Annotated in this window: 21 protein-coding genes; 7 read left to right on the top strand and 14 right to left on the bottom strand. The window is 71.8% G+C overall.

Annotated elements, in window-relative coordinates; genetic code table 11:
• Window positions 1-64 precede the first annotated feature (64 nt).
• Together ABZ808_RS16185 and ABZ808_RS16180 are read left to right on the top strand one after the other, a co-directional pair.
• Complete coding sequence (locus ABZ808_RS16185; RefSeq protein WP_357006474.1) at window positions 65-784, top strand: DUF998 domain-containing protein; 720 nt, start codon at window positions 65-67, stop codon at window positions 782-784.
• Window positions 785-810: 26 nt separating this feature from the next.
• Entirely contained in the window at window positions 811-1,458 is a 648-nt protein-coding gene (locus ABZ808_RS16180; RefSeq protein ID WP_357006470.1) for a DUF998 domain-containing protein, read from the top strand.
• 114 nt (window positions 1,459-1,572) lie between these two features.
• Here the strand turns inward: ABZ808_RS16180 and ABZ808_RS16175 are convergent, their stop codons facing one another.
• Window positions 1,573-2,619 (bottom strand): S1 family peptidase, encoded by a 1,047-nt coding sequence (locus ABZ808_RS16175; protein ID WP_357006467.1) that lies wholly within the window; start codon window positions 2,617-2,619, stop codon window positions 1,573-1,575.
• Between the two features lie 355 nt (window positions 2,620-2,974).
• Window positions 2,975-3,451 (bottom strand): helix-turn-helix domain-containing protein, encoded by a 477-nt coding sequence (locus ABZ808_RS16170; RefSeq protein WP_357006464.1) that lies wholly within the window; start codon window positions 3,449-3,451, stop codon window positions 2,975-2,977.
• A 55-nt stretch (window positions 3,452-3,506) separates the two neighbouring features.
• On the opposite strand from ABZ808_RS16170, the gene ABZ808_RS16165 reads away from it, so the two are divergent.
• On the top strand, window positions 3,507-4,013 hold the full coding sequence (locus tag ABZ808_RS16165) for a PaaI family thioesterase (protein ID WP_357006461.1): 507 nt from the start codon (window positions 3,507-3,509) through the stop codon (window positions 4,011-4,013).
• A gap of 130 nt (window positions 4,014-4,143) precedes the next feature.
• Here the strand turns inward: ABZ808_RS16165 and ABZ808_RS16160 are convergent, their stop codons facing one another.
• The 3 genes from ABZ808_RS16160 to ABZ808_RS16150 all read right to left on the bottom strand — a co-directional run bounded on the left by ABZ808_RS16160 (window position 4,144) and on the right by ABZ808_RS16150 (window position 7,266).
• Window positions 4,144-5,085 (bottom strand): acyl-ACP desaturase, encoded by a 942-nt coding sequence (locus tag ABZ808_RS16160; protein WP_357006458.1) that lies wholly within the window; start codon window positions 5,083-5,085, stop codon window positions 4,144-4,146.
• A gap of 71 nt (window positions 5,086-5,156) precedes the next feature.
• Window positions 5,157-6,485 carry a histidine--tRNA ligase gene (hisS, locus tag ABZ808_RS16155; RefSeq protein ID WP_357006455.1) on the bottom strand — a complete coding sequence of 443 codons (1,329 nt, stop codon included), beginning with the start codon at window positions 6,483-6,485 and terminating at the stop codon, window positions 5,157-5,159.
• A 70-nt stretch (window positions 6,486-6,555) separates the two neighbouring features.
• Window positions 6,556-7,266: an MBL fold metallo-hydrolase gene (locus ABZ808_RS16150; RefSeq protein ID WP_357006452.1), complete on the bottom strand. Its 711-nt coding sequence runs from the start codon at window positions 7,264-7,266 to the stop codon at window positions 6,556-6,558.
• Window positions 7,267-7,530: 264 nt separating this feature from the next.
• Here ABZ808_RS16150 and ABZ808_RS16145 point away from each other — a divergent pair, with 264 nt between their 5' ends.
• Window positions 7,531-8,415, top strand: a complete 885-nt coding sequence (locus tag ABZ808_RS16145) for a peptidylprolyl isomerase (protein ID WP_357006449.1) — start codon at window positions 7,531-7,533, stop codon at window positions 8,413-8,415.
• Between the two features lie 59 nt (window positions 8,416-8,474).
• On the top strand, window positions 8,475-9,314 hold the full coding sequence (locus ABZ808_RS16140; RefSeq protein WP_357006446.1) for a peptidylprolyl isomerase: 840 nt from the start codon (window positions 8,475-8,477) through the stop codon (window positions 9,312-9,314).
• A 57-nt stretch (window positions 9,315-9,371) separates the two neighbouring features.
• Here the strand turns inward: ABZ808_RS16140 and ABZ808_RS16135 are convergent, their stop codons facing one another.
• From ABZ808_RS16135 to ruvC, 8 genes are all read right to left on the bottom strand, one after another.
• The gene (locus ABZ808_RS16135) at window positions 9,372-11,900 is read right to left on the bottom strand and encodes a bifunctional (p)ppGpp synthetase/guanosine-3',5'-bis(diphosphate) 3'-pyrophosphohydrolase (protein WP_357006443.1); all 2,529 of its coding nucleotides are present in this window, start codon (window positions 11,898-11,900) and stop codon (window positions 9,372-9,374) included.
• A gap of 170 nt (window positions 11,901-12,070) precedes the next feature.
• The gene (locus ABZ808_RS16130; RefSeq protein ID WP_357006440.1) at window positions 12,071-12,637 is read right to left on the bottom strand and encodes an adenine phosphoribosyltransferase; all 567 of its coding nucleotides are present in this window, start codon (window positions 12,635-12,637) and stop codon (window positions 12,071-12,073) included.
• 137 nt (window positions 12,638-12,774) lie between these two features.
• Window positions 12,775-13,968 (bottom strand): protein translocase subunit SecF, encoded by a 1,194-nt coding sequence (gene secF, locus ABZ808_RS16125; RefSeq protein ID WP_357006437.1) that lies wholly within the window; start codon window positions 13,966-13,968, stop codon window positions 12,775-12,777.
• 1 nt (window position 13,969) lies between these two features.
• A complete protein-coding gene (secD, locus tag ABZ808_RS16120) occupies window positions 13,970-15,868 on the bottom strand; it encodes a protein translocase subunit SecD (protein ID WP_357006434.1) in 1,899 nt (632 codons plus the stop codon).
• A 277-nt stretch (window positions 15,869-16,145) separates the two neighbouring features.
• The gene (gene yajC / locus ABZ808_RS16115) at window positions 16,146-16,484 is read right to left on the bottom strand and encodes a preprotein translocase subunit YajC (protein WP_357006431.1); all 339 of its coding nucleotides are present in this window, start codon (window positions 16,482-16,484) and stop codon (window positions 16,146-16,148) included.
• 139 nt (window positions 16,485-16,623) lie between these two features.
• On the bottom strand, window positions 16,624-17,691 hold the full coding sequence (gene ruvB / locus ABZ808_RS16110; protein WP_357006428.1) for a Holliday junction branch migration DNA helicase RuvB: 1,068 nt from the start codon (window positions 17,689-17,691) through the stop codon (window positions 16,624-16,626).
• An 88-nt stretch (window positions 17,692-17,779) separates the two neighbouring features.
• Complete coding sequence (gene ruvA, locus ABZ808_RS16105; protein ID WP_357006425.1) at window positions 17,780-18,382, bottom strand: Holliday junction branch migration protein RuvA; 603 nt, start codon at window positions 18,380-18,382, stop codon at window positions 17,780-17,782.
• The gene (gene ruvC / locus ABZ808_RS16100) at window positions 18,379-18,906 is read right to left on the bottom strand and encodes a crossover junction endodeoxyribonuclease RuvC (RefSeq protein ID WP_053657691.1); all 528 of its coding nucleotides are present in this window, start codon (window positions 18,904-18,906) and stop codon (window positions 18,379-18,381) included. The genes ruvA and ruvC overlap by 4 nt, the downstream gene beginning before the upstream one ends.
• A 223-nt stretch (window positions 18,907-19,129) precedes the next feature.
• Between ruvC and ABZ808_RS16095 the strand changes: the two genes are divergently transcribed.
• Complete coding sequence (locus tag ABZ808_RS16095) at window positions 19,130-19,912, top strand: 3-hydroxybutyrate dehydrogenase (RefSeq protein WP_357006422.1); 783 nt, start codon at window positions 19,130-19,132, stop codon at window positions 19,910-19,912.
• A gap of 14 nt (window positions 19,913-19,926) precedes the next feature.
• Window positions 19,927-21,843, top strand: coding sequence for a helix-turn-helix domain-containing protein (locus ABZ808_RS16090; protein WP_357006419.1), 1,917 nt, complete (start codon window positions 19,927-19,929; stop codon window positions 21,841-21,843).
• A gap of 3 nt (window positions 21,844-21,846) precedes the next feature.
• Here the strand turns inward: ABZ808_RS16090 and ABZ808_RS16085 are convergent, their stop codons facing one another.
• Window positions 21,847-22,455, bottom strand: a complete 609-nt coding sequence (locus ABZ808_RS16085) for a TetR/AcrR family transcriptional regulator (RefSeq protein ID WP_357006416.1) — start codon at window positions 22,453-22,455, stop codon at window positions 21,847-21,849.
• Between the last annotated feature and the right edge of the window lie 3 nt (window positions 22,456-22,458).

The following is a 22,458-nucleotide window of genomic DNA, read 5'->3' as shown; positions in this document are numbered from 1 at the left end:
ATTCCCCGGTGGGTGGATGGGCGAACCCTGCTCGGCGGCCCGAAGTCTTGGTTAACGTGGCGAAATGCGCGCCGTACCGAACTGGGCCGTCGCCACGGCGGTGGCCGCGCCCCTGGTGCTGGTGGCCGGCTGGACGGTCGCGGAAGCCCGGCAACCCGCCGGCTACGACCCGATCCGGGACACCATCAGCGAGCTGGCCGGGCACGACGCCGTCGACGCCTGGATCATGATCACTTCGCTGGTGCTGCTCGGTTGCTGCTACCTGGCGATCGCCGTCGTGCTGCACGCCGCCGGGTTGCCCAGCCGCTTCCTGCTCGCCGTCGCCGGGGTGGCCACCATCGCGCTTGTCGCCTTCCCCCGGCCGACGGTGGGCGGTTCCGTCAGCCACGGCATCACGGCGACCGTGGCCGTCCTCGCCCTGGCGCTCTGGCCGGCCGGCTCGGCGCTGCGGCTGCCGCGCGGCCGGGACGCCGCGCATCCGGCCGCGCCGGAGCCGCCCTGGGCGTTCCGCCGGGCGGTCGGGTTGAGCGCCACGGTCGTGCTGCTGGCGCTCTTCGGCTGGTTCGCGTTCGAGGTGACCAGCGGCTCCCGCACGGGCCTGGCCGAGCGGGTGACGGCGGTGGCCGTGTCGCTCTGGCCGCTGCTCGCCGTCCTGTCGGCCCGTCGGGCACACCTCGCGTGGGCCGCTGGCGGTGCCGTAGCTGTCGGTCCCGAACTACCGGCGACCGGTGTCGTACCCCCGGATCCTCTTCGACCAGCCCCGGGGCCTGACCGGCTCGCGTGAGCCGGGCGCGCCGCTACGATCACCCGATGTCCGCCGTACCCCGCTGGGCCCTGCTGTCGGCCGGTGGCGCACCACTGTTTCTCATCGGGGGCTGGACGCTGGCGCAGGCCGCCCAACCCGACGGGTTCGACCCGGTCCGGCAGACCATCAGCGCGCTTGCCGCCACGGGCGCGGACCACCGCTGGATCATGACGGCCGGTCTGACCGGTCTGGGCCTCTGTCACCTGGTGACCGCGCTCGGCCTGGTGACCGCCGCGCCCGCGGGCCGAGGGCTGCTCGCGCTGGGCGGGCTGGCCACCCTGGTGCTGGTCGCCTTCCCGCAGCGCCCGGACGGCTCGACGACGCACGTCGTCGCCGCCGGTGTGGCGTTCGTGGCGTTGGCTGTCTGCCCCGCCCTGGCCGTGCCCCGCCGAGCGACGCCGTCCCTGGGTGGGGATCAGCGCCAGCCACCGGACGGGCCAGCCCCGAGCGGACGCGCACGCGGGGCGGCGCTCGCGGCGGCGGTGGTCCTGCTCGGGTTGCTCGGCTGGTTCGCCGTCGAGTTCTTCACCGACGGAGCGCGGATCGGGCTGACGGAGCGACTGGTGGCGGGCGCCGAGGCGGTCGTGCCACTGGCCGCCGTGCTGACCGCGCTGGTCTCTCAGCGACGGCCGGCTTCGTCCGGGCCACGCTGACCGCCGTCGCGGGCACCACATCGCCGTTTGCGCGTGGCGCCGCCGACAGCGGCGGGACTGACAAGACGACGCGGGCCGCCGGAATCCTCCGGCGGCCCGCGAGCGGTGCGTGGATCAGAAGACGCTGACGCCGTAGCGGCTCAGGGCCTCGGTGACGGGCTGGAAGAAGGTCGTGCCACCGGTGCGGCAGTTGCCGCTACCACCGGAGGTCAGGCCCAGGGCGGTGCCGCCGGCGAACAGCGAGCCGCCGCTGTCGCCCGGCTCGGCGCAGACGTTGGTACGGATCAGACCGGAGACCGAGCCCTCGGCGTAGTTCACCGTGGCGTTGGTCGCGTTCACCGAACCGCTGCGCAGGCCGGTGGTGCTGCCGGAGCGCTGCACCGCCTGGCCGACCGAGGCGTTGCCGGAGCCGGTGATGTCCCGGAAGCTGCCGTTGTAGAGCGAGACGTTGCCGGCGGCGTTGGCCGTGTTGTTGTGCCGCACGATGCCGTAGTCGTTGCCCGGGAAGCTGGTGCCGGTCCGGGTGCCGAGCAGCGCGGTCTGGCCGGAGTTCGAGTACCAGCTCGCCGAGATGTTGGTGCAGTGCCCAGCGGTCAGGAAGTAGTAGGTGCTGCCGCTGCGCACGTTGAAGCCGAGCGAGCAGCGCCCGCCGCCACCGGCGTAGATGGCCTGGCCACCGGAGATCCGGGTGCTCAGCACGCCGGCCTCGGCCTCGACCCGCACCGCGCCGTTGGCACGCGCCGCGGCGGCCTTGACCCGCTCCAGCTTGGCGCCGGTGACGGTGCTGTCGACGGAGACGACGACCTGGTTCGTGACCGGGTCGCTCCACCAGGCGGTGCCCGGGATCTTCGCGGAGCGCTCCAGCTCTGCGGTGGCCCGGTTGAGCTCGGCGGAACCGCGGGTGACGTACCGGACGACAGCGCCGGCCTTGCTCGCCTTGCTGGCCGCGGCGGCGTCGGTCACCGTGACGACGGACTTGCCGCTGGCGTCGATGTACGAGCCGGCGGAGCGGTCACCGAGCTGAGCGGAGAGGGCGGCGGCGGCGTCGGGCGAGGCGGCGGGGGCGGCCTGGGCGGGTGCGCCGATGAGCGAGCCGACGACCAGGGTTCCGCTCACTGCGACGGTCGCCGCAACGCGGAATGAGGACCTCGTGGGTCGCATGTAACAAACCTCCTGGGCGGGGGGTACGGGTCTCGCCGGAGGGCGGCTGACCCGAGGGCAACCCGGCCGATCTGGGAAAACCGTCCGAGTGCACTGAAGTATTCACATACTTAAGATCATTAACAAGACTTGGTTTCGCCCGAATTCGTCGACCTTCACCGGTGACATTGCCGCAACACCACTGACACGCTGGCGGACAACTACCGTCACACCGAACGACCGCCGGATCCGTTTCGGACACCGTCCGTCCCGGGGCACGTTTCGCGCCACAACGCGGCGCGTCGGCGCGCCGCACATCGGCGCGGCATGTCGGCGCGCGGCATGTCGGCGCGGCGGGCGACCCGGGCGGGCGGTGTCAGGGGGTGCGGCGGCGTGCGCCCGGACCCGGCCGGGGCTGCACCTCGCGGGGCTCGGCCAGCTCGTGCCCCACGGCGCAGCGCAGCTCGACGCGCACCTCGGCGCCGCAGTCGCGGTGCTCCACCCGCAGCGGCGAGCCCTCCGGGTCGGCGAGGTACCGGTCGCCCCAGCCGAGCACGGCGACCAGCACCGGCCACAGGGCCAGGCCCATCTCGGTCAGCCGGTACTCGTGGCGCAACCGGCTGCCCGGCTCCCGGTACGGCTCGCGCCGCAGGACGTCCCGCTCCACCAGCACGGCCAGCCGGTTGGTCAGCACCTGACGTGGAATCCCGGTGCGTACCCGCATGTCGTCGAAGCGTCGTACGCCGTTGAAGACCTCGCGGAGCACCACAAGCGTCCACCGCTCGCCGAGGATCTCCATCGCGCGGGCGATGGTGCAGTTCTCCACCGACCAGTCCAGTGCCGCAGGCCTCATTCGACCAGGCTAGGTCTAATTGACAGACTCAGCAATCGGCTGCCAGGCTGCGTCCATGACACAGACCCAGGAGCCGGCGCGCAGCCGTACCTTCACCTGGTCGGACCCGGCGACCAACGCCGCGCAGGTCGGACGGCGCAGCGGCATCGACATGATCCGCGCGATGATCGCCGGGGAGTTGGCTGGGCCACCCGTGATGGACCTGATCGACATGGGCCGGATGGAGGCCGAAGAGGGCCGGGTCGTCGTCGAGCTGATCCCGCGGGAGTTCCACTACAACCCGCTGGGCACCGTCCACGGCGGTGTCATCTCGACGATGCTGGACACCGCCGCCGGCTGCGCCGTGCACACCACGCTGCCCGCCGGCGTCGGCTACACCTCGCTGGACCTGAACGTGAAGTTCCTCCGCCCGGTCACCGTCGACAGCGGCATGCTGCGCTGCGAGGGCACCGTGTTGCAGCGTGGCCGCCGTACGGCCCTGGCCGAAGCCCGCCTCACCGACGCCGGCTCCCGCCTGATAGCCCACGCCACCAGCACCTGCCTGATCTACCCCCTGCCCTAACCCACCCGACCCCATCACCCCGCGATCTTGCACTTTCGGTCGCCGAAATAGGCGGCTTGCCCCGATTCGCGGGGGCACCAAGTGCAAGATCGCGGGGACGGGGTGCGGGGACGGGGACCGGGGTGGGGGTTTAGCGGAGGGCCAGGCGGGCTGCGCGGGCGTCGCGCTTCTCCTCGAAGCGGCTCGCGGCGCGGTCCAGGTTGTCGAGCTGGGCGGCGAGCTGTTCGCGGGCGGCTTCGCCGTCGGCGTTCAGACCTGTCACGTTGAACACGTCCCACTGGCGCAGCACCGGCTGCAACACCTCGTCGCGGTGCTGGCGCAGGTCGTAGATGCCGGCCAAGGCGATCGCCACCGACTTGCGGGCGAAACCCTCGATGCCGCTGCCCGGCATCTGGAAGTCGGCCACCACGTCCGCGACGGCCCGCATGGCCTGGCTCGGCGCCAGCTCGAACGCGGCGGCGAGCAGGTTGCGGTAGAAGACCATGTGCAGGTTCTCGTCAGCGGCCACCCGGGCCAGCAGCGCCTCGCAGGCGGGGTCGCCGGTGGCCTTGCCGGTGTTGCGGTGCGAGATGCGGGTGGCGAGCTCCTGGAACGAGACGTACGCCAGCGAGTGCAGCACCTCGTCGCCGTGGGCGTTGGTGTAGCCCTCGGACATGTGGATCATCCGGGCCCGCTCCAGCGCCACCGGGTCGACCGCCCGGGTAACGGTCAGGTAGTCGCGGATGGCCGTGCCGTGCCGGCCCTCCTCGGCGGTCCACCGGTGCACCCAGGTGCCCCACGCGCCGTCGCGGCCGAACAGGGTGGCGATCTCGTGGTGGTACGAGGGCAGGTTGTCCTCGGTCAGCAGGTTGACGATCAGCGCGGTACGGGCGACGTCCGGGATCGTCGAGTCGGTCGGCGACCACGCCTCACCACCGAGCGGGCCGTCGAAGGTGCGCCCCTCGCTCCACGGCACGTACTCGTGCGGGAACCACTCCTTGGCGAGCGAGAGGTGGCGGTCGAGGTTGCGTGCGACCACCGGCTCCAGCTCGACGAGGAGTGCGGTCTGGCTCAGTGTGGTGCTCAAGGTCACGAGAAACTCCCTACGGTGGCGTAACTTACGCTACCGTAGGTCCCCGCGGCGCTGCGCGCCAGTGGTGAGATTCAGCTGACTCTCGGCTCACGGTCCTCGACCGGCGGCATCCAGCCCCCCGCGTCGGCCGTGACCTGCTCACCCGAGCGGATGTCCTTCACCTCGCCCGGCGCGCCGTCGACGCCCGGGAACCAGACGTACGGGATGCCGCGTCGCTCGGCGTAGCGGATCTGCTTGCCGAACTTCGCCGCGCTGGGCGACACCTCGGTCGGCACCCCGCGCCGCCGCAGCGCCTCGGCCACCCGGTTGCTGGCCGCACGCTGATCCTCGCCGGTCACCGCCACCAGCACGGCGGTCGGCACCTCCCGCGAGATCGACAGCTCGCCCGCGCCGAAGAGCAGCCCGAGCAGCCGCGTCACGCCGATCGAGATCCCCACCCCGGGGAACGAGGTGGCGCCGAGGCTGGCCAGGCTGTCGTACCGACCGCCGGAGCAGATCGAGCCGAACCGCTCGTAGCCGCGCAGCTGGGTCTCGTAGACAGTGCCGGTGTAGTAATCCAGGCCACGGGCGATGCGCAGGTCCGCCACGCACAGGCCGGGCGAGTGCTCGGCGGCGGTCTCGACGACCCGGACCAGCTCCTCGATGCCCTCGTCGAGCAGCGGGTCGGTCACCCCCAGCGCCCGTACGGCGTCGGCGAACGACGCGTCCGGGGCGGAGATCTCGGCCAGCGCCAGGCACGCCTTGGCCTGCGCCTCGCTCGCCCCGGCGGTCTGGGCCAGCAGCTCGGCCACCTTCGCCGGGCCGATCTTGTCGAGCTTGTCGACGGCACGAAGCGCCGCCTCCGGGTCGGTCAGCCCGATGCCCCGGTAGAAACCCTCGCAGACCTTGCGGTTGTTGACCTGGATGGTCACCGGCGGGATCGGCAGCGACCGCAGCGCGTCCCCGATCACCAGCGGGATCTCCGCCTCGTGGTGTGGTGCCAGGGTGTCCCGGTCGACGATGTCGATGTCGGCCTGGACGAACTCCCGGTAGCGCCCCTCCTGCGGCCGCTCCCCCCGCCACACCTTCTGGATCTGGTAGCGGCGGAACGGGAAGGCCAGCTTGCCGGCGTTCTCCAGCACGTACCGGGCGAACGGCACGGTGAGGTCGAAGTGCAGGCCGAGCTGGTCGTCACCGGTCGCGCCCTCGGCGTCGGCGTGCAGCCGCCGGATCACGTAGACCTCCTTGGAGGTCTCCCCCTTGCGCAGCAGTTGATCGAGGGGCTCCACCGCGCGGGTCTCCAGCGGGGCGAAGCCGTACAACTCGAAGGTGGTCCGGATCTTGTCGAGCACGAACTGCTCGATCATCCGCTGACCGGGGGTCCACTCCGGGAAACCGGAGATGGGCGTGGGCTTGCTCATGGGCGCACTCCTTGCGGTCCCGCGTCGTGGCGCGGTGCGGTCGTGGGTCCGCGCGCGGCGCGGACGGGGACTAGAGACCCCGGGTGGGCGCGGCCGGCGCCGGCCCCGCCACCTCGATGAGGTACGGGTTGCTGACGCGCTCGCGGCCGATGGTGGTGCTGGGGCCGTGCCCGGGCAGCACGACGGTGTCGTCGGCCAGCGGGAGGATCTTGTCGCGCAGGCTGGTGAGCATGGCCGGCATGCTCCCGCCCGGCAGGTCGGTGCGGCCGATCGAGCCGGCGAAGAGCACGTCGCCGGAGAGGCAGATCTCGTCGGCCTCCCAGCCCGAGCCCGCGCCGGGCAGCCGGAACAGCACCGACCCGCCGGTATGGCCCGGGGCATGGTCGACGGCGATCTCCAGGCCAGCGAGGGTGAGGGTGGCGCCGTCGATCAGCTCCGCCACGTCGTCCGGCTCGCTGTAGCTCAGCCGACCGCCGAAGAGCGAGTCCAGGTCGGCCGACAGACCCTTGGCCGGGTCGGCCAGCATCTCCCGGTCGCCCGGGTGCACGTACGCGGTGATGCCGCGGGCGCCGCAGACCGGCGCGACCGAGAAGGTGTGGTCGAGGTGCCCGTGGGTCAGCAGCACGGCGGCCGGGTGCAGGCGGTGCTCGGCGAGCAGCGCGTCGAGCTGGTCGAGCACCCCGATGCCGGGATCGACCACCACGCACTGCTCCCCCGGCGCGGTCGCCACCACGTAGCAGTTGGTGCCGAAGGCGTCCGCGGGAAAGCCGGCCACGAGCACGGGCGCTGTCCTTCCGTCGAGCTGTCGTCCTGCCCAGCAGCCTAACCGGCCCGGCGAGCGGGTTTGCCGCGTCCGTCCCACCGGCACCGGCGGGCACAGTGACAACGTCCGATAAGCGCTGCTCGGGACGGGGTGGACCTCGTACACCCATTCCCAGTCGCTAGCCGTACACTCTGGCGGGCGTGTGGCGCGACACACGTGACGCCCGGACGGGCCGGGACGCCCGGCCGCCGGCGGCGACCAGGCAGAGGAAGGGGAGCACGGGTGGCTTCCAGCAGGGACCGGCAGCGCAAACTCGCGCGGGCCAAGCTCGATCGGCAGATGGCCCGTCGGGCCGCCGCCACGCGGCGCCGTCGACAGATCCAGGCCGGTGTCGGCGTCTTCCTGGTCCTCGCGGTGATCGTGGCCGGCTCGGCCTGGGCGCTCGGGGCGTTCGACTCGGAGCCGGAGCAGACCGCCGCGGCGGAGGAGACCTGCATCTGGACGCCGCAGGACGCCGCGGTCAACACCAACCTCAAGGACGTCGGCACGCCGGCGACCACGGACCTGCCCACCGAGGGCACCCGGGCCATGACGGTCACCACCAACCAGGGCGCGCCGATCACCGCCGAGCTGAACCTGACCAGCTCCCCGTGTGCCGCCGCGAGCATCGCCCACCTGGCGAGCCGGTCGTTCTACGACAACACCCAGTGCCACGAGATCACCACCGAGGGCGCGCTGCGCTGCGGCGACCCCAGCGGCACCGGTCTCGGCGGCCCGAGCTACTCGTTCTACGACGAGGACGTGCCGTCGGTGCCGTCCGCGTCACCGTCGGCCAGCCCGGCGCCCGGTCAGCCGCCGACGTACCCCAAGGGGACCGTGGCGATGATCTCCAACCCGCCGGGCAGCAACGGCAGCCAGTTCCTGATCTTCTTCAAGGACTTCACCACCACCGACCCGAAGTACCCGGTGATCGGCAAGGTCACCGGCGGGCTGGACGTGGTGGAGAAGATCGGTGCCCTGCCGACCGTGGACAATGGGACCGGGGCGCAGGTCAGGCCCAAGTCCGACGTGGTGATCCAGAGCCTCACCGTCGGTGAGCCGACCACCGGCGCGGCACCGTCGCCGTCGTCCACCAGCGCCCCGGCGAGCAGCCCAAGCGCGGGCTGAACAGCTCGCCCCACCCACCCGAGCGACACCCCGCAGCAGACAGCCAGGAGGATCCAGGCGTGACGTCCACCAGAGAGCGGCAGCGCGCGGCGGCACGCGCCCGGCTCGAGAAGGAGATGGCCGAGCGCGCGGGCAAGGCCCGTAAGCGCCGGCAGACCCAGGCGATCATCGGCGCGGGGGCTGCCCTGGTTCTCGTGGTCGCCGGCACCGTCTGGCTGGCCATGACCCTCGGCGGCGACGACGACAAGACCGACACCGCCGCCCCGGCGCCCGGCGCGTCCGAGTGCGCGTTCACCGAGTTGCCCGCGGACCAGCGGTCCCCGCAGATCAAGGACGTCGGGCTGCCCAGCAACCAGCAGTCCGGCACCGGTGTGCAGACCATGACGATCGACACCAACCTGGGCCCGATCACCGCCAAGGTCGACCGGTCGCTGGTGCCGTGCACTGCGGGCAGCTTCACCTACCTCGCGGAGAAGAACTTCTTCGACAACAGCAAGTGCCACCGCCTGGTGACCGAGGGCATCAAGGTGCTGCAGTGCGGCGACCCGAGCGCCACCGGCAAGGGCTGGCGGGACACCGACGGCACCGGCGGCCCGACCTACCGTCAGGCCGAGGAGAACCTGCCCACCGACAAGCGCCCGCCGTACCCGGAGGGTGTCATCGCGATGGCCAACTCCGGCCAGCCGGGCAGCACCGGCAGCCAGTTCTTCATCGTCTACGGTGACTCGCCGCTGGACCCGGCGTACACCGTTCTGGGCACCATCACCGGCGGCATGGACATCGTCAAGGACGTGGCCAAGGCCGGCGACGACGGGGCGTTCGCCCAGCAGGCCGGTGGCGGCCACCCGAAGAAGGAGATCGTCATCAAGGACCTCACCATGAGCAACCCGCAGGGCTGACGCCCGCGCACGAGGAAGCGCCCGCCGGCTCAGCCGGCGGGCGCTTCCATGTCGGGGTCAGGCCCCGGAGGTGACCCGGTACGCGTCGAACACGCCGTCGACCTTGCGGACGGTGGCCAGCAGGTGGCCCAGGTGCTTCGGGTCGGCCATCTCGAAGCTGAACCGGCTCACCGCCACCCGGTCACGGGTGGTGGTGACGGTGGCGGAGAGGATGTTGACCCGCTCGTCGGAGAGCACCCGCGTCACGTCCGCGAGCAGCTTGTGCCTGTCCAGCGCCTCGACCTGTATGGCCACCAGGAACGTCGAGGCGGAGGTGAGCTTCCAGCTGACCTCGACGACCCGCTCGCTCTGCGCCCGCAGGTCCTCGGCGTTGGCGCAGTCGTCGCGGTGCACGCTCACCCCGCCGGAGCGGGTGACGAACCCGAAGACCGAGTCCGGTGGGACCGGGGTGCAGCAGCGGGCCAGCTTGATCCAGACGTCGCTGACGCCACGGACCACCACGCCGGGGTCGCTGCTGCTCTGCCGGCTGCGCGGCGGCCGGGTGGCGACGGCGGTCTCGGCGATGTCCTCCGCCGCGCCCTCCTCGCCGCCGTACGCGGCCATCAGCTTCTGCACCACCGACTGGGCGGAGACCTGGCTGTCGCCGACCGCCGCGTACAACGACGCCACGTCGGCCAGGTGCAGGTCCCGGGCGATCGACATCAGCGCGTCGGAGGTGAGCATCCGCTGCAACGGCATGCCCTGCTTGCGCATCGCCTTGACGATCGCGTCCTTGCCGGCCTCGATCGCCTCCTCGCGCCGCTCCTTGTTGAAGTACTGGCGGATCTTCGTACGGGCGCGAGGGCTCTTGACGAAGCCCAGCCAGTCCTGAGTCGGGCCGGCCGTCTCGGACTTCGACGTGAAGATCTCGATCACGTCGCCGTTGGACAGCGTCGACTCCAGCGGCACCAGCTTGCCGTTGACCCGCGCCCCGATGCACTTGTGCCCGACCTCGGTGTGCACCGCGTACGCGAAGTCCACCGGCGTCGACCCGGTCGGCAGCGGGATGACGTCACCCTTGGGGGTGAAGACGTACACCTCCTGGCTGGACAGGTCGAAGCGCAGCGCGTCGAGGAACTCGCTCGGGTCGGCGGCCTCGCGCTGCCAGTCGAGCAACTGCCGCAGCCAGGTCATCTCGTCGATGTGCGCCGGCGGGCCGACGATCTGGGTGCCCTTGTGCTCCTTGTACTTCCAGTGCGCGGCGATGCCGAACTCGGCGGTGCGGTGCATCGCGTACGTGCGGATCTGCATCTCCACCGGCTTGCCGGTGGGCCCGATGACCGTCGTGTGCAACGACTGGTACATGTTGAACTTGGGCATCGCGATGTAGTCCTTGAAGCGACCCGGCACCGGCTGCCAGTTGGCGTGGATCACACCCAACGCCGCGTAGCAGTCACGAACCGTGTCGACCAGGATCCGCACACCCACCAGGTCGTAGATGTCGTTGAAGTCGCGCCCCCGCACGATCATCTTCTGGTAGATCGAGTAGAGGTGCTTCGGCCTGCCCGTGGTGTCCGCCTTGATCTTGGCGGCCTTGAGGTCGGTCGACACCTTCTGCGTCACCTGGCGCAGCAGCGCCTCACGCTGCGGCTGGTGCTCCCCGATCAGCCGGTTGATCTCCTCGAACCGCTTCGGGAACAGCGTGCCGAAGGCCAGATCCTCCAGCTCCCACTTGATCGTGTTCATACCGAGCCGGTGGGCCAGCGGGGCCAGGATCTCCAGGGTCTCCTTGGCCTTCTGCTCCTGCTTGGGGCGGGGCAGGAAGGTCAGGGTACGCATGTTGTGCAGCCGGTCGGCCAGCTTGATCACCAGCACCCGCGGGTCCTTGGCCATCGCCACGACCATCTTGCGGATGGTCTCGGCCTTCGCCGCGTCGCCCAGCTTGACCTTGTCCAGCTTGGTGACGCCGTCGACCAGCAGGGCGACCTCGCCACCGAAGTCGGCGCGCATCTGGTCGAGGGTGTACTCGGTGTCCTCGATGGTGTCGTGCAGCAGCGCGGCGACAAGCGTGGTGGTGTCCATCCCCAGGTTGCCGAGGATCGTCGCCACGGCCAGGGGGTGGGTGATGTAGGGGTCGCCGGACTTGCGGTACTGCCCGGAGTGCCACCGCGCGGCCGTGTCGAAGGCACGCTGCAGCAGCCGGGCGTCGGCCTTCGGGTGGTTCTCCCGGTGGCTCGCGATGAGCGGCTCCAGCACCTCGCTGACCTGCGAGGTCTGCCAGGGCGCGTTGAACCGGGCCAGCCGGGCCCGGACCCGCCGGCCGGTGGGCGCGCTGGACAGCCCGAACCCGCCGCTGGGCGACGGGTCGACGCCGGAGTCGGTCGGGAACGGGACCACGGCCCCGTCAGCGCTGGGAGACGCCTCGACGACGCCCGCCGCCGTGGCCGCGGGTGTCACCGCCGTGCCGTCGATCGCAGCCCTGCCGGTGCCGTTGCCGGAGCCCGTCACCCGGGCCGGGGCGTCAGCGTTCCGGTCGGTCACCGAGCCGTCAGCGTCGCCTGTCGGGTGCACCGTGCCCTCCGCCGGAGGGACGACATCGTGGGACACCGGCCTCCTCACCGCTCGCCGGGAAAACACCGGCCGTCCGTCGGCCGGCCTGGTCTCGCGCCGCCGGGCGGTGTACCGCCGGCGTCAGCAAAGGGCAATGCTACCCGCACGGACGGTCCCCTGCCGCTCCGCCGGACGGTCGGCGCGGGGTCCGCCCGACGGGCCTCGACTCAAACGGTCAGCAGGGCATGGACCGGACGCGGCGCCAGCCGCTCACGGCCACCCAGGAAACCCAACTCCAGCAGTACGGTGAAGCCGGTGACGGTCCCACCGGCCCGCTCGACCAGGTCCAGCGTCGCCTCGGCGGTGCCGCCGGTGGCCAGCACGTCGTCGACCACCAGCACCCGGTGGCCGGCGGTGAACGCGTCCTCGTGCACCTCCAGCGTGGCCTCGCCGTACTCAAGGGCGTAGGAGACCGAGTGCGCCGGGCGGGGCAGCTTGCCGGCCTTGCGCACCGGCACCACACCCACCCCGGCCGCGTACGCGACAGCCGCCGCGACCACGAACCCGCGCGCCTCGATACCGACCACCACGTCGAAGCCGTCCCGCCCCTGGTGCTCGACGATCCCGTCGACCACCTCGCGGAACACCTTGGCGTCGGCGAACAGCGGCATCAGGTCCTTGAACAGGACACCGGGCTGGGGGAAGTCCGGCACGTCCAGCACGCGGCTGGCCACCAGCCGGGCGGTCTCCGGGCCGCTGTCCCCGCGCGGCGCGGTGCTGTGGGTCTCCGTCACGGCTGCTCCGTTTCCCTTCCAACGACGACGGCGTCCGGCAGTGCTGCTCGCACAGCATGCCGGACGCCGTTCGGTCATTCCATCCCGGGTCTACCCGGGTTGCCAGCGCTGCGTGGTGCCAGCGCCGCTTGGTCCGGTCAGCGCCGCTTGGCGCCACCCGGCCGGTTGCCGCCGCCACCCGGGCGACCGCCCCGGGCGCCGGTGGGCCGCTTGCCCGCCGGCCGGGCACCCACCTTGGGAGCGGCGCCGGCCAACGCGGCGGAGTCCGGGTCGATCGGCGCGTCGGCCGCGTCGGCCTGGGCCGGGCTCACCGCACCCTTCGTGGGGACCTCGCCACGGGCCAGCGCACCTCGGCGGGCCTGCACCCGCTTGTTGTGCGCCTGGATCCGCGGCTCGTAGTTCTTCAGCAGCGCCAGCATCGGCGTGGCCACCACGATGGAGGTCAGGAAGGCCATCGCCATACCGACGAACAGCACCAGGCCGAGGTCCTTCAGCGTGCCGGCCCCGAGCAGGCCGGCGCCGATGAAGAGCAGACCACCGACGGGCAGCAGCGCCACCACCGACGTGTTCAGCGACCGCATGAGGCTCTGGTTGACGGCCAGGTTGGCCGCCTCGCCGTACGTCTGGTTGTTGTTGGCGGTGATGCCCCGCGTGTTCTCCTGCACCTTGTCGAAGACCACCACCACGTCGTAGAGCGCGAAGCCCAGGATCGTGAGGAAACCGATGATCGTCGACGGGGTGACCTCGAAGCCGACAAGCGAGTAGATGCCGGCGGTGAGGATCAGGTTGAGCAGCAGCGAGGTGACGGCGGCGACGGCCATCCGCCACTCGAAGCGCAGGATCAGGTAGAGCATCACCAGCGCGATGAAGACCACCAGACCGAGCACCGCCCGCTCGGTGACCTGGCTGCCCCACGCCTCACTGACCTGGTTGCTGCTGATCGAACCGGGGTCGATGCCGAAGTCCTCGGCGATCTGGGCCTTGACCGCGTTGGTCTGGTCGACGGTGAGCTGCGGCGTACGCAGCTCGTAGGAGTCGCCGCCGGTGCCGCCGACCTGCTGCGCGGTGGCCACCTCGACGCCGGTGTTCTCGGCGGCGAGAGCCGCGTTGACCTCCTCCTCGGCCTGCTCCAGCGTGCCGACGCTGGCCGGCACCGAGAACGAGTTACCGCCGGCGAACTCGATGCCGAGGCTGAACCCCCGGACCGAGATGCTGAGGATCGCGATCAGGACGAGGATCCCGGCGACGCCGAACCAGAGCTTGCGCCGGCCGACGACGTTGAGACCGGCCTCGCCGTTGTAGAGGCGGCTCGCCAAACTGTTATCAGCCATCTCAGGCCTCCTTGGCGCGCGGGTTGCGGGGCTGAGTCTGCTGGGTCCGGGCCGGAAGTGCCCGGCCGAGCCCGCTGACCCGCGGGGACAGGAACGCCCGGGTCCGGGCGAACATCGTCATGATCGGGTGGCGGAAGAGGAAGACCACGACCAGGTCCAGCACGGTGGCGAGACCCAGGGCGAAGGCGAAGCCCTTCACCGTGCCGACCGAGACCACGTAGAGCACCACCGCCGAGAGCAGGGTGATCGCGTTGGCCGAGATGATCGTCCGGCGGGCTCGAATCCAGGCCCGGGGTACGGCGCTGCGTGGGCTGCGCCCCTCCCGGATCTCGTCCTTCAATCGTTCGAAGTAGATGACGAACGAGTCCGCCGCCACACCGAGTGACACGATCATGCCGGCGATGCCGGCGAGGGTGAGCGTGAAGCCGATCTGCCGGCCGAGCACCACCAGCGCGCCGAAGACCAGCAGCGCGGAGAGGATCAGGCTCAGGAAGATCACCGAGCCGAGCAGCCGGTAGTAGAAGAACGCGTAGATGATGACCAGCAGCATGCCGATGCCGGCCGCGAGCAGACCGGCGCGCAGGTGGCTGGCACCCAGCGTGGCGGTGACGTTCTGCGCCTCCTGCTGCTCGAAGGTCACCGGCAGCGCGCCGTAGCGGAGCTGACCCGCGAGGGTGCTGGCGTCCTTCTGGGTGAAGTTGCCGGTGATCTGCGAGTCGCCGGTCAGCACGCCCTGGATCTCCGGCGAGGAGACGATCTCGTTGTCCAGCACGACGGCCACCCGGCACTTGCCGTCCTGGCCGAGGGCGGTCGCGTCGCACGCCTGGCCCTCGTTGGTGAACGCCTCACGGGTGAGCGCGGTCCAGTTGCCCTGGCCCTTACCGGTGAAGTCCAGGCTGACCACCCAGGCGTTGGTCTGGTCGAGCACCGCGTCGGCGTCCGACACGTCGGTGCCGAGCACCTTGGCCTGGTCGAGCAGGTACTTGGAGACGCCGTCCTCGCAGGAGACGACCTGCTGCTTCGGGTCGGAGATCGACGCCGGGGGGCGCTTGTCGAGCTGCGCGCAGCCGATCGTCGGCACGTTGAACTGCATCTGCGCCGGCAGCACCGCCACCTCCTGCGGAGACAGCGTGCCGAACGGCTTGAGCTTGTCGGCCAGCGACGGGTCGGCGGTCCGGTCGGCCGGCCCCTGCAGACCGTTGGCGGCCTGCCACGCGGCGGCGCCGACCTTCTGCTCGACGGCCTTGCGCTGCTCCTCGATGCTCGCCGGCACCGGCTCGGTGCTGGCGCTGGGCGTCGGCGCGGCGGCACTCGCCGAGGCGGACGGAGTCGGCGTGGCGCTGGGCGACGCCGGCGCCATCCCACCCTGACCGCCGCTCGGCGACGCGGTCGCCTTCGGCGCGTCACTGCCCGACGGGCTCGGGGTCGCGCTGCCGGACGGAGCCGGACTGCCGGACGGGCTCGGCTCGGCGGCCGGCGGGGCGGCGACCGCTCCGCTGCCGTCGGCGGCCTTCAACACCTTGCGGAAGCGCAGTTCAGCCGCGCTGCCCACGTCGGTGAGGTCCCGGTTCTCTCCGGGCAGGGAGATGACGATGTTCCGGTTGCCCTCGGTGACCACCTCGGCCTCGGCCACGCCGAACGCGTTGACCCGGCTCTCGATGATCTGGCGGGCCTCCTCGAGGTTCTCCGCGGTCGGGGGTTTGCCGTCAACGGAGTTGGTGGCCTCCAGCGTCACCCGGGTGCCGCCGATCAGGTCCAGACCGAGCCGAGGCTCGAGCCGATCCTTGAAGCTGCCGCTGGCACCGCCCGCGAAGAACACCAGAAGGTAGAGGACCACGAAGATGGCCCCGAGCACGGCGAGCTGCCGGCCGGGGCGCATCTGTCCCTGAGGTGGTGCCACGGTTGTCTGTCTCCCTGTACGGTCGCGCCGCTGTGCGCGGCGGCGAGTGTCGGGCCGGGGGTCCGGCCGACCGGGTCTGACCTGGGCCGGCAAGACGCCGACACGAGAGCCGGACGCGCCGGCGCGGAACGCTGGCGGTCACGGGGACGTGCCGATGCCCGGCGTCGACCCAACTATCCAGTTTTCACGTCGCGTCCGCTGCCCCGTCGGGCGCGGTGCCCCCCCTGGGAACCGGTCACCCGGCCGCACGCCGGACGCGCACCCCCTTGTGCAGGGGTCAGTCCTTGGCGGTGTCCGCGTCCTCGGTCACCGGCTCGCTCGGCAACTCCGCGCGGGTGACCACCCGCGCGATGGCCGGGCGGGCGTAGCGGGTCTGCACGCCCGGAGCGATCTCGAGCAGGACACTGTCGTCCTCGATGCCGGTGACGGTGCCGTAAAGCCCGCCGATGGTCACAACCTCGTCGCCGGGGCCGAGGTTCGACTGCATCGACTCCGCCTCGCGACGGCGCTTCTGCTGAGGCCGGATCATCATGAAGTACATGACACCGAAGAGCAGTGCGATCATCAGGATCGGCGTGAAGCTGCCGGCCCCGCCTGCCGATTGTGCGTAATGCACGTTAAAAACCTTCCCATTGGCCCCCGTCGCGACGCGGGATGCGTCGGAGCGGAGGCAGACTCTCACGTCCTGTACAGACCGCGGCGAAGTCTAAACCCTGCACCTGAGAACGCCGAATGCGGCACAGATCACGTTCACATCACGGCTGATCGGCTTCCACCGAGAACAGATCGGGCGGCGGAGGGACATCCGCCCCAAATGTACCATTCGGCGGCGTGCGGCCCAGGTGCCGCCAGGCAGCCTCCGTAGCCACCCGGCCACGCGGCGTACGCGCCAGCAGGCCAGCGCGCACCAGGAACGGCTCGCAGACCTCCTCGACCGTGTCCGGCTGCTCCCCCACCGCCACCGCAAGCGTGGAAAGCCCCACCGGGCCGCCCCGGAACGAGTCCACCAGCGCGGTCAACACCGCCTTGTCCAGCCGGTCCAGGCCGAGCGCGTCGACGTCGTACACGATCAACGCGGCACGGGCGGTGTCAAGATCGACCACCCCGTCGCCCCGCACCTCCGCGTAGTCGCGGACCCGGCGCAGCAACCGGTTGGCGATCCGGGGGGTGCCCCGCGACCGACCAGCGATCTCGGTGGCGCCCTCGCCCGTGATCGGCACACCGAGGATCCGCGCCGAGCGGTGCAGCAGCGTCTCCAGATCCGCCGGGGCGTAGAAGTCCAGGTGCGCGACGAAACCGAACCGGTCCCGCATGGGCCCGGTCAGGAGCCCGGACCGGGTGGTCGCGCCGACCAGCGTGAACGGCTCGACATCCAGCGGGATGGCGGTGGCACCCGGCCCCTTGCCGACCACCACGTCGACCCGGAAGTCCTCCATCGCGCTGTAGAGCAGCTCCTCGGCGGGCCGGGCGATCCGGTGGATCTCGTCGATGAAGAGCACGTCGCCCTCGGCGAGGCTGGTCAGGATCGCCGCCAGGTCCCCGGAGCGCTCGATCGCCGGCCCGCTGGTCACCCGAATGCCCGCGCCCAGCTCGGCGGCGACGATGTTGGCCAGGCTGGTCTTACCCAACCCGGGCGGCCCGGACAGCAGGATGTGATCCGGCGGGGAACCACGCCGCATGGCGCCCTGCAACAGCAGGTCAAGCTGGTCGCGAACCCGGTCCTGGGCGATGAACTCGGCCAGCCGCCGGGGCCGCACGGTGGCCTCCGCGTCCCGCTCGGCGTCGCTGACGTACGCCGAGACGAGCCCCTCGGTCTCGCTCACCGTGCCGCCTCCGTCCGCAGGACCCGCGCACCCGGCTCACGCACACGATCCGGCGCGGGCGCATCCCCCGCGACGCGCGTCCGCGCGCTCATCGGGTGCGGCCGAGCAGGCGGATGGCCTGCTTGAGCAGGACCGGCACGGGCGGGGTGGCACCGTCGATGGTCTCCGCGACGGCGGCCACCGCCTGGTCGGCCTGCCCGGCCGTCCAGCCCAGGCCGACCAGCGCCTGGCGGACCTGGTCGGGCCAGGCGCCGGCGGTCACGCCGCCCACGCCGTCGGCCCCGATCGACACCGGGCCGATCCGGTCCCGCAGCTCCAGCACCAGGCGCTCGGCGCCCTTCTTGCCGATACCGGGCACCCGGGTCAGGGCAGCGGTGTCGGCGTTGGCGATGGCCTTGCGTACCGCGTCCGGGGTGTGCACCGCCAGCACCGCCTGGGCCAGCCGGGGGCCGACCCCGCTGGCGGTCTGGAGCAGTTCGAACAGCGACTTGGCGTCGTCGTCGGCGAAGCCGTAAAGAGTCAGCGAGTCTTCCCGCACGATCAGGCTGGTGGCGAGCCGGGCGACCTGGCCGACCCGCAACTCCGCGAGGGTCCCGGGGGCGCAGTGCACGGCCAGGCCGACCCCGCCGACCTCGATCACGGCCAGGTCCGGACCCGTCGCGGTCACCGTGCCGCGCACGCTGGCGATCATCGTGCTCCTCCTCGTCGTGCCCGATCGGCCGCGGCGGCCAGCTTCGAGCGGGTGCCGCCGCGCCACACGTGGCAGATGGCCAGGGCCAGCGCGTCGGCGGCGTCGGCCGGCTTCGGCGGCTCGGCCAGCCGCAACAGCCGGGTCACCATGGCCGTCATCTGCGCCTTGTCGGCCTGACCGGACCCGGTCACCGCCGCCTTCACCTCGCTGGGGGTGTACGTCTGCACCGGCAGCCCGGCGCGTGCTCCCGCCAGCACGGCGATGCCGCTGGCCTGCGCGGTGCCCATCACCGTACGCACGTTGTGCTGACTGAAGACCCGCTCGACGGCGACGCTCTCCGGTTGGTGCTCGGCGACCAACTTGGTGAGCGAACGGTCCAGGTGCAGCAGGCGCAGCGCCAGATCGTCAGCCGGATCGGTGTAGACCACGTAGTAGGCAACCAGAGTGCAGGGCCGACCCGGCACACCCTCGACCACGCCCACCCCACACCGGGTCAACCCCGGGTCGACACCGAGCACGCGCACGCCGCCCCCTCCCCAGCCGTCAGCAGTACGTGTGTTCGACACCCTAACTCCCGGCCCTCCCACCAGCCCCACGGGACACACCCTCCCGCGCCCCGCGCCCGCATCAAGGCGTCCGAGCGGGCGAGCAGGGGGTGGCGGGCGGGCGGGGCCACACAGCTTTGGCCCGGAGTATGTGTTGTTGGCCCATGTGCCGGGGGCCTGACAGCTCGTAACTTCTTGCGCCATGACGGCAGAACCCGTGGCGGTCCCCCACGTCGTACAGGTCGATCTCGCCGGTCGCACCGCCCTGGTCACCGGGGGCGGCAGCGGCATCGGGCGGGCGTGCGCCCTGCGGCTGGGCGCGGCCGGCGCCAAGGTGCTCGTGGTGGACCGCAACCTGGATGCCGCCAAGGCGGTGGCCGCCGAGGCCGGTGGGCGTGCCGAGGGGGTGGACCTGTCCGACACCGAGGCCGTGGACCGCCTCGACGTGGACGTGGACATCGTGGTGAACAACGCCGGTCTCCAGCACGTGGCGCCGCTGCAGGACTTCCCCGTCGAGCGTTTCGGGTACATCCAGCGGGTGATGGTGGAGGCGCCGTTCCGGCTGATCCGCCGCGCGCTGCCGCACATGTACACCCAGGGCTGGGGCCGGATCGTCAACATCTCGTCGGTGCACGGGTTGCGCGCCTCGCCGTACAAGTCGGCGTACGTGACGGCGAAGCACGCCCTCGAAGGGCTGTCGAAGGTGGTGGCGCTGGAGGGCGCCGCGCACGGGGTCACCGCCAACTGCATCAACCCGGCGTACGTCCGCACGGCGCTGGTGGAGAGCCAGATCGCCGACCAGGCGACCAGTCATGGCATCGGCGAGGCCGAGGTGATCGAGAAGATCATGCTGGCCCGGGCCGCGATCAAGCGGTTGATCGAGCCGGAGGAGGTGGCTGAACTGCTGGCGTACCTCTGCTCACCACCGGCGGCCTTCATCACCGGCGCGTCGATCGCGCTCGACGGGGGCTGGACGGCCAACTAGTGGGCCTGAGCACAATGTCGACCATGTCGTCGCCGGTGGAGTTTCTGGAACTGCTCGCCCGCGAGGCCGCGGCGGTGGAGTTCGAGGGACCGCTGGTGGCCGCGCGGGCCGCCGGGGCGCCCGCCGAGCGGCTGGCCGAGCTGGAGCAGGCCAGGACGGTGGCGTTGCGGGTCCGCGCGCTGCTGGAGCGCCGCCGCCGTCGGGAGATCGAGCTGTCCGGCCTGTACGACACGGTCAGCGACCTGGCCGGGCTGCGCGACCTGGACGACGTGCTGCGGGCGATCGCGCACCGGGCCCGCAACCTGCTCGGCGCCGACGTGGCGTACATGACGCTCAACGACGACGAGCGCGGCGACACCTACATGCGGGTGACCGACGGGTCCGTATCGGCCCGCTTCCAGCGGTTGCGGCTGCCGATGGGCGCCGGCCTCGGTGGCCTGGTGGCCCAGTCCGGCGCCCCGTACGTGACAGCCAACTACGGCGAGGACGAGCGCTTCCACCACACCGGGGAGATCGACGCCGGGGTCGGCGAGGAGGGGCTGGTGGCGATCCTCGGGGTGCCGCTGCGGCTCGGCTCCACCTCGATCGGCGTCCTCTACTCGGCCAACCGTTCGGCCCGGCCGTTCGTCCGGGAGGAGGTGGCGCTGCTGGTCTCCCTGGCCGCGCACGCGGCGGTGGCGATCGACACGGCCCGGCTGCTGGCCGAGACCCGCTCGGCGCTGGCCGAGCTGTCGGCGGCGAACACCACCATCCGGGCGCACAGCAGCTCGGTGGAACGGGCCGCGGCGGCGCACGACCGGATGACCGCGCTGGTGCTGCGCGGCGGCGGGGTGGAGGACGTGACGGCCGCGGTGACCGAGGTGCTGGGCGGGGCGCTGCTGGCGTTGGACGCCGAGGGCCGGTTGCTGGCCCGGGTCGGCGAGATCGACGAGCCGGATCGGGCGGACATCGTCGAGGCGGTCGCCGCGTCCCGCACCGAGGGGCGCAGCGTGCGGCGTGGCCCGCTCTGGTACGCGGCAGTGGTGGCGGGCACCGAGAACCTGGGCGCTCTGGTGCTGCGCCCGGACGACGAGCTGGTCGACGCCGACCAGCGAATCCTGGAGCGGGCCGCGCTGGTGACCGCGCTGCTGCTGCTGTTCCGCCGGACGGTGGCCGAGGCGGAGGGTCGGGTCCGTGGCGAGTTGCTGGACGACCTGATCGCCCGACCCCTGCGCGACACCGACGCGCTGCGCAGCCGGGCTCGCCGGCTCGGGGTGGACCTGGACGCCCCGCACGTGCTGGTGGCGGTGGACGATGACGCCATCGCGGCCACCGGCTCGGCCCGGCAGCGGGTGCTCTCCTGGGCCACCACGTACGCCTCGGCGCGTGGCGGCCTGGCTGCGGCGCGCGACGGTCGGGTGGTCCTGATGTTGCCTGGTCAGGACGCGGGTGGCAGCGCCCGGGCGGTGGCCCGGGACCTGTCCCGGGTGACGGGCCGGCCGGTGACCGCCGGGGCGAGTGGCCCGTCGACGGGGCCGGCGACGCTGGCGGGGTCGTTCCACGAGGCGGACCGCTGCCTCACCGCGCTCGGCGCGCTGGGCCGCGCCGGTCAGGGCGCGAGCACCGCCGAGCTGGGCTTCGTCGGGCTGCTGCTGGGCACGGTCGGTGACCGGGGTGAGAAGGACGTGGCCCAGTTCCTCACCGCCACCGTCGGGCCGGTGGTCGACTACGACGCCCGGCGGGGAACGGCGCTGGTGAAGACGCTGGAGGCGTACTTCGGGGTCGGTGGCAGTCTGGCCCGCGCCGCCGAGCAGCTGCACGTGCACGTCAACACGGTGACCCAGCGCCTGGAGCGGGTGGGACAACTGCTCGGCGCGGACTGGCAGCGGCCCGAGCGGGCGCTGGAGGTGCAGCTGGCGCTGCGCCTGCACCGCCTGCGCGCCCCGGCCTGACGGTCAGCGGGCGCGGATGCCCTCGAGCACGGCGTCGACGACCCGCTCTGGCAGGTTGACCTCGTTCAGATCCGGGCTCCACTGCAGCACCCGCTGGATCAACATCGGCCCGGTGAGCAGCGCCATGGTCACCTCCAGGTCGGTGTCGGCCCGGAGCACACCCTCGTCGATGCCGCGTCGGAGCACCTCGCGCATCAGCTGCCGCCGGGGCGAGATGATGTTCTGGTAGAGCTGGTACTGGTCCGGGCTGCGGTTCACCGCGGGCACCAGGCACGGCATGATCTTCGCCGCCCGGGGGTCGACGTTCTGCCCGACCGCGCCGACCAGCAGCACCAGGTCGTCCCGGATGGAGTGGCCGGCCGGCTGCGGCAGGACGCCCTTGAGCCGGCGCAGCGCGTCCAGCAGCAGCGCGTCCTTGCCGGCCCAGCGGCGGTAGATGGTGGCCTTGCCGACCCCGGCCCGGGTGGCGATCGCCTCGATCGAGAGCGCCTCGATGGTGCTGCCCTCGGCGAGCAGGTCGAGGGTGGCCTCAATGATCGCCTCATCGGCGCGGAGGCTCCGCGGCCGCCCAGGCGACCGCGGAGCATCAGCAGTGGACCTCATGTCGGACATTGT

This window comes from Micromonospora sp. NPDC047527, assembly GCF_040643015.1.
Taxonomy (GTDB): Bacteria; Actinomycetota; Actinomycetes; order Mycobacteriales; family Micromonosporaceae; genus Micromonospora.
The sequence above is the reverse complement of the archived record's forward strand: the minus strand, read 5'-3'. Positions and strand labels throughout refer to the sequence as shown.

Bases quoted from the DNA above. Each gene is read 5' to 3' on its own strand.
- ABZ808_RS16185 (WP_357006474.1), top strand. From the start codon at position 65: ATGCGCGCCGTACCGAACTGGGCCGTCGCCACGGCGGTGGCCGCGCCC.
- ABZ808_RS16180 (WP_357006470.1), top strand. From the start codon at position 811: ATGTCCGCCGTACCCCGCTGGGCCCTGCTGTCGGCCGGTGGCGCACCA.
- ABZ808_RS16175 (WP_357006467.1), bottom strand. From the start codon at position 2,619: ATGCGACCCACGAGGTCCTCATTCCGCGTTGCGGCGACCGTCGCAGTG.
- ABZ808_RS16170 (WP_357006464.1), bottom strand. From the start codon at position 3,451: ATGAGGCCTGCGGCACTGGACTGGTCGGTGGAGAACTGCACCATCGCC.
- ABZ808_RS16165 (WP_357006461.1), top strand. From the start codon at position 3,507: ATGACACAGACCCAGGAGCCGGCGCGCAGCCGTACCTTCACCTGGTCG.
- hisS (WP_357006455.1), bottom strand. From the start codon at position 6,485: ATGAGCAAGCCCACGCCCATCTCCGGTTTCCCGGAGTGGACCCCCGGT.
- secF (WP_357006437.1), bottom strand. From the start codon at position 13,968: ATGGCTGATAACAGTTTGGCGAGCCGCCTCTACAACGGCGAGGCCGGT.
- ruvA (WP_357006425.1), bottom strand. From the start codon at position 18,382: ATGATCGCCAGCGTGCGCGGCACGGTGACCGCGACGGGTCCGGACCTG.
- ABZ808_RS16095 (WP_357006422.1), top strand. From the start codon at position 19,130: ATGACGGCAGAACCCGTGGCGGTCCCCCACGTCGTACAGGTCGATCTC.
- ABZ808_RS16090 (WP_357006419.1), top strand. From the start codon at position 19,927: ATGTCGACCATGTCGTCGCCGGTGGAGTTTCTGGAACTGCTCGCCCGC.
- ABZ808_RS16085 (WP_357006416.1), bottom strand. From the start codon at position 22,455: ATGTCCGACATGAGGTCCACTGCTGATGCTCCGCGGTCGCCTGGGCGG.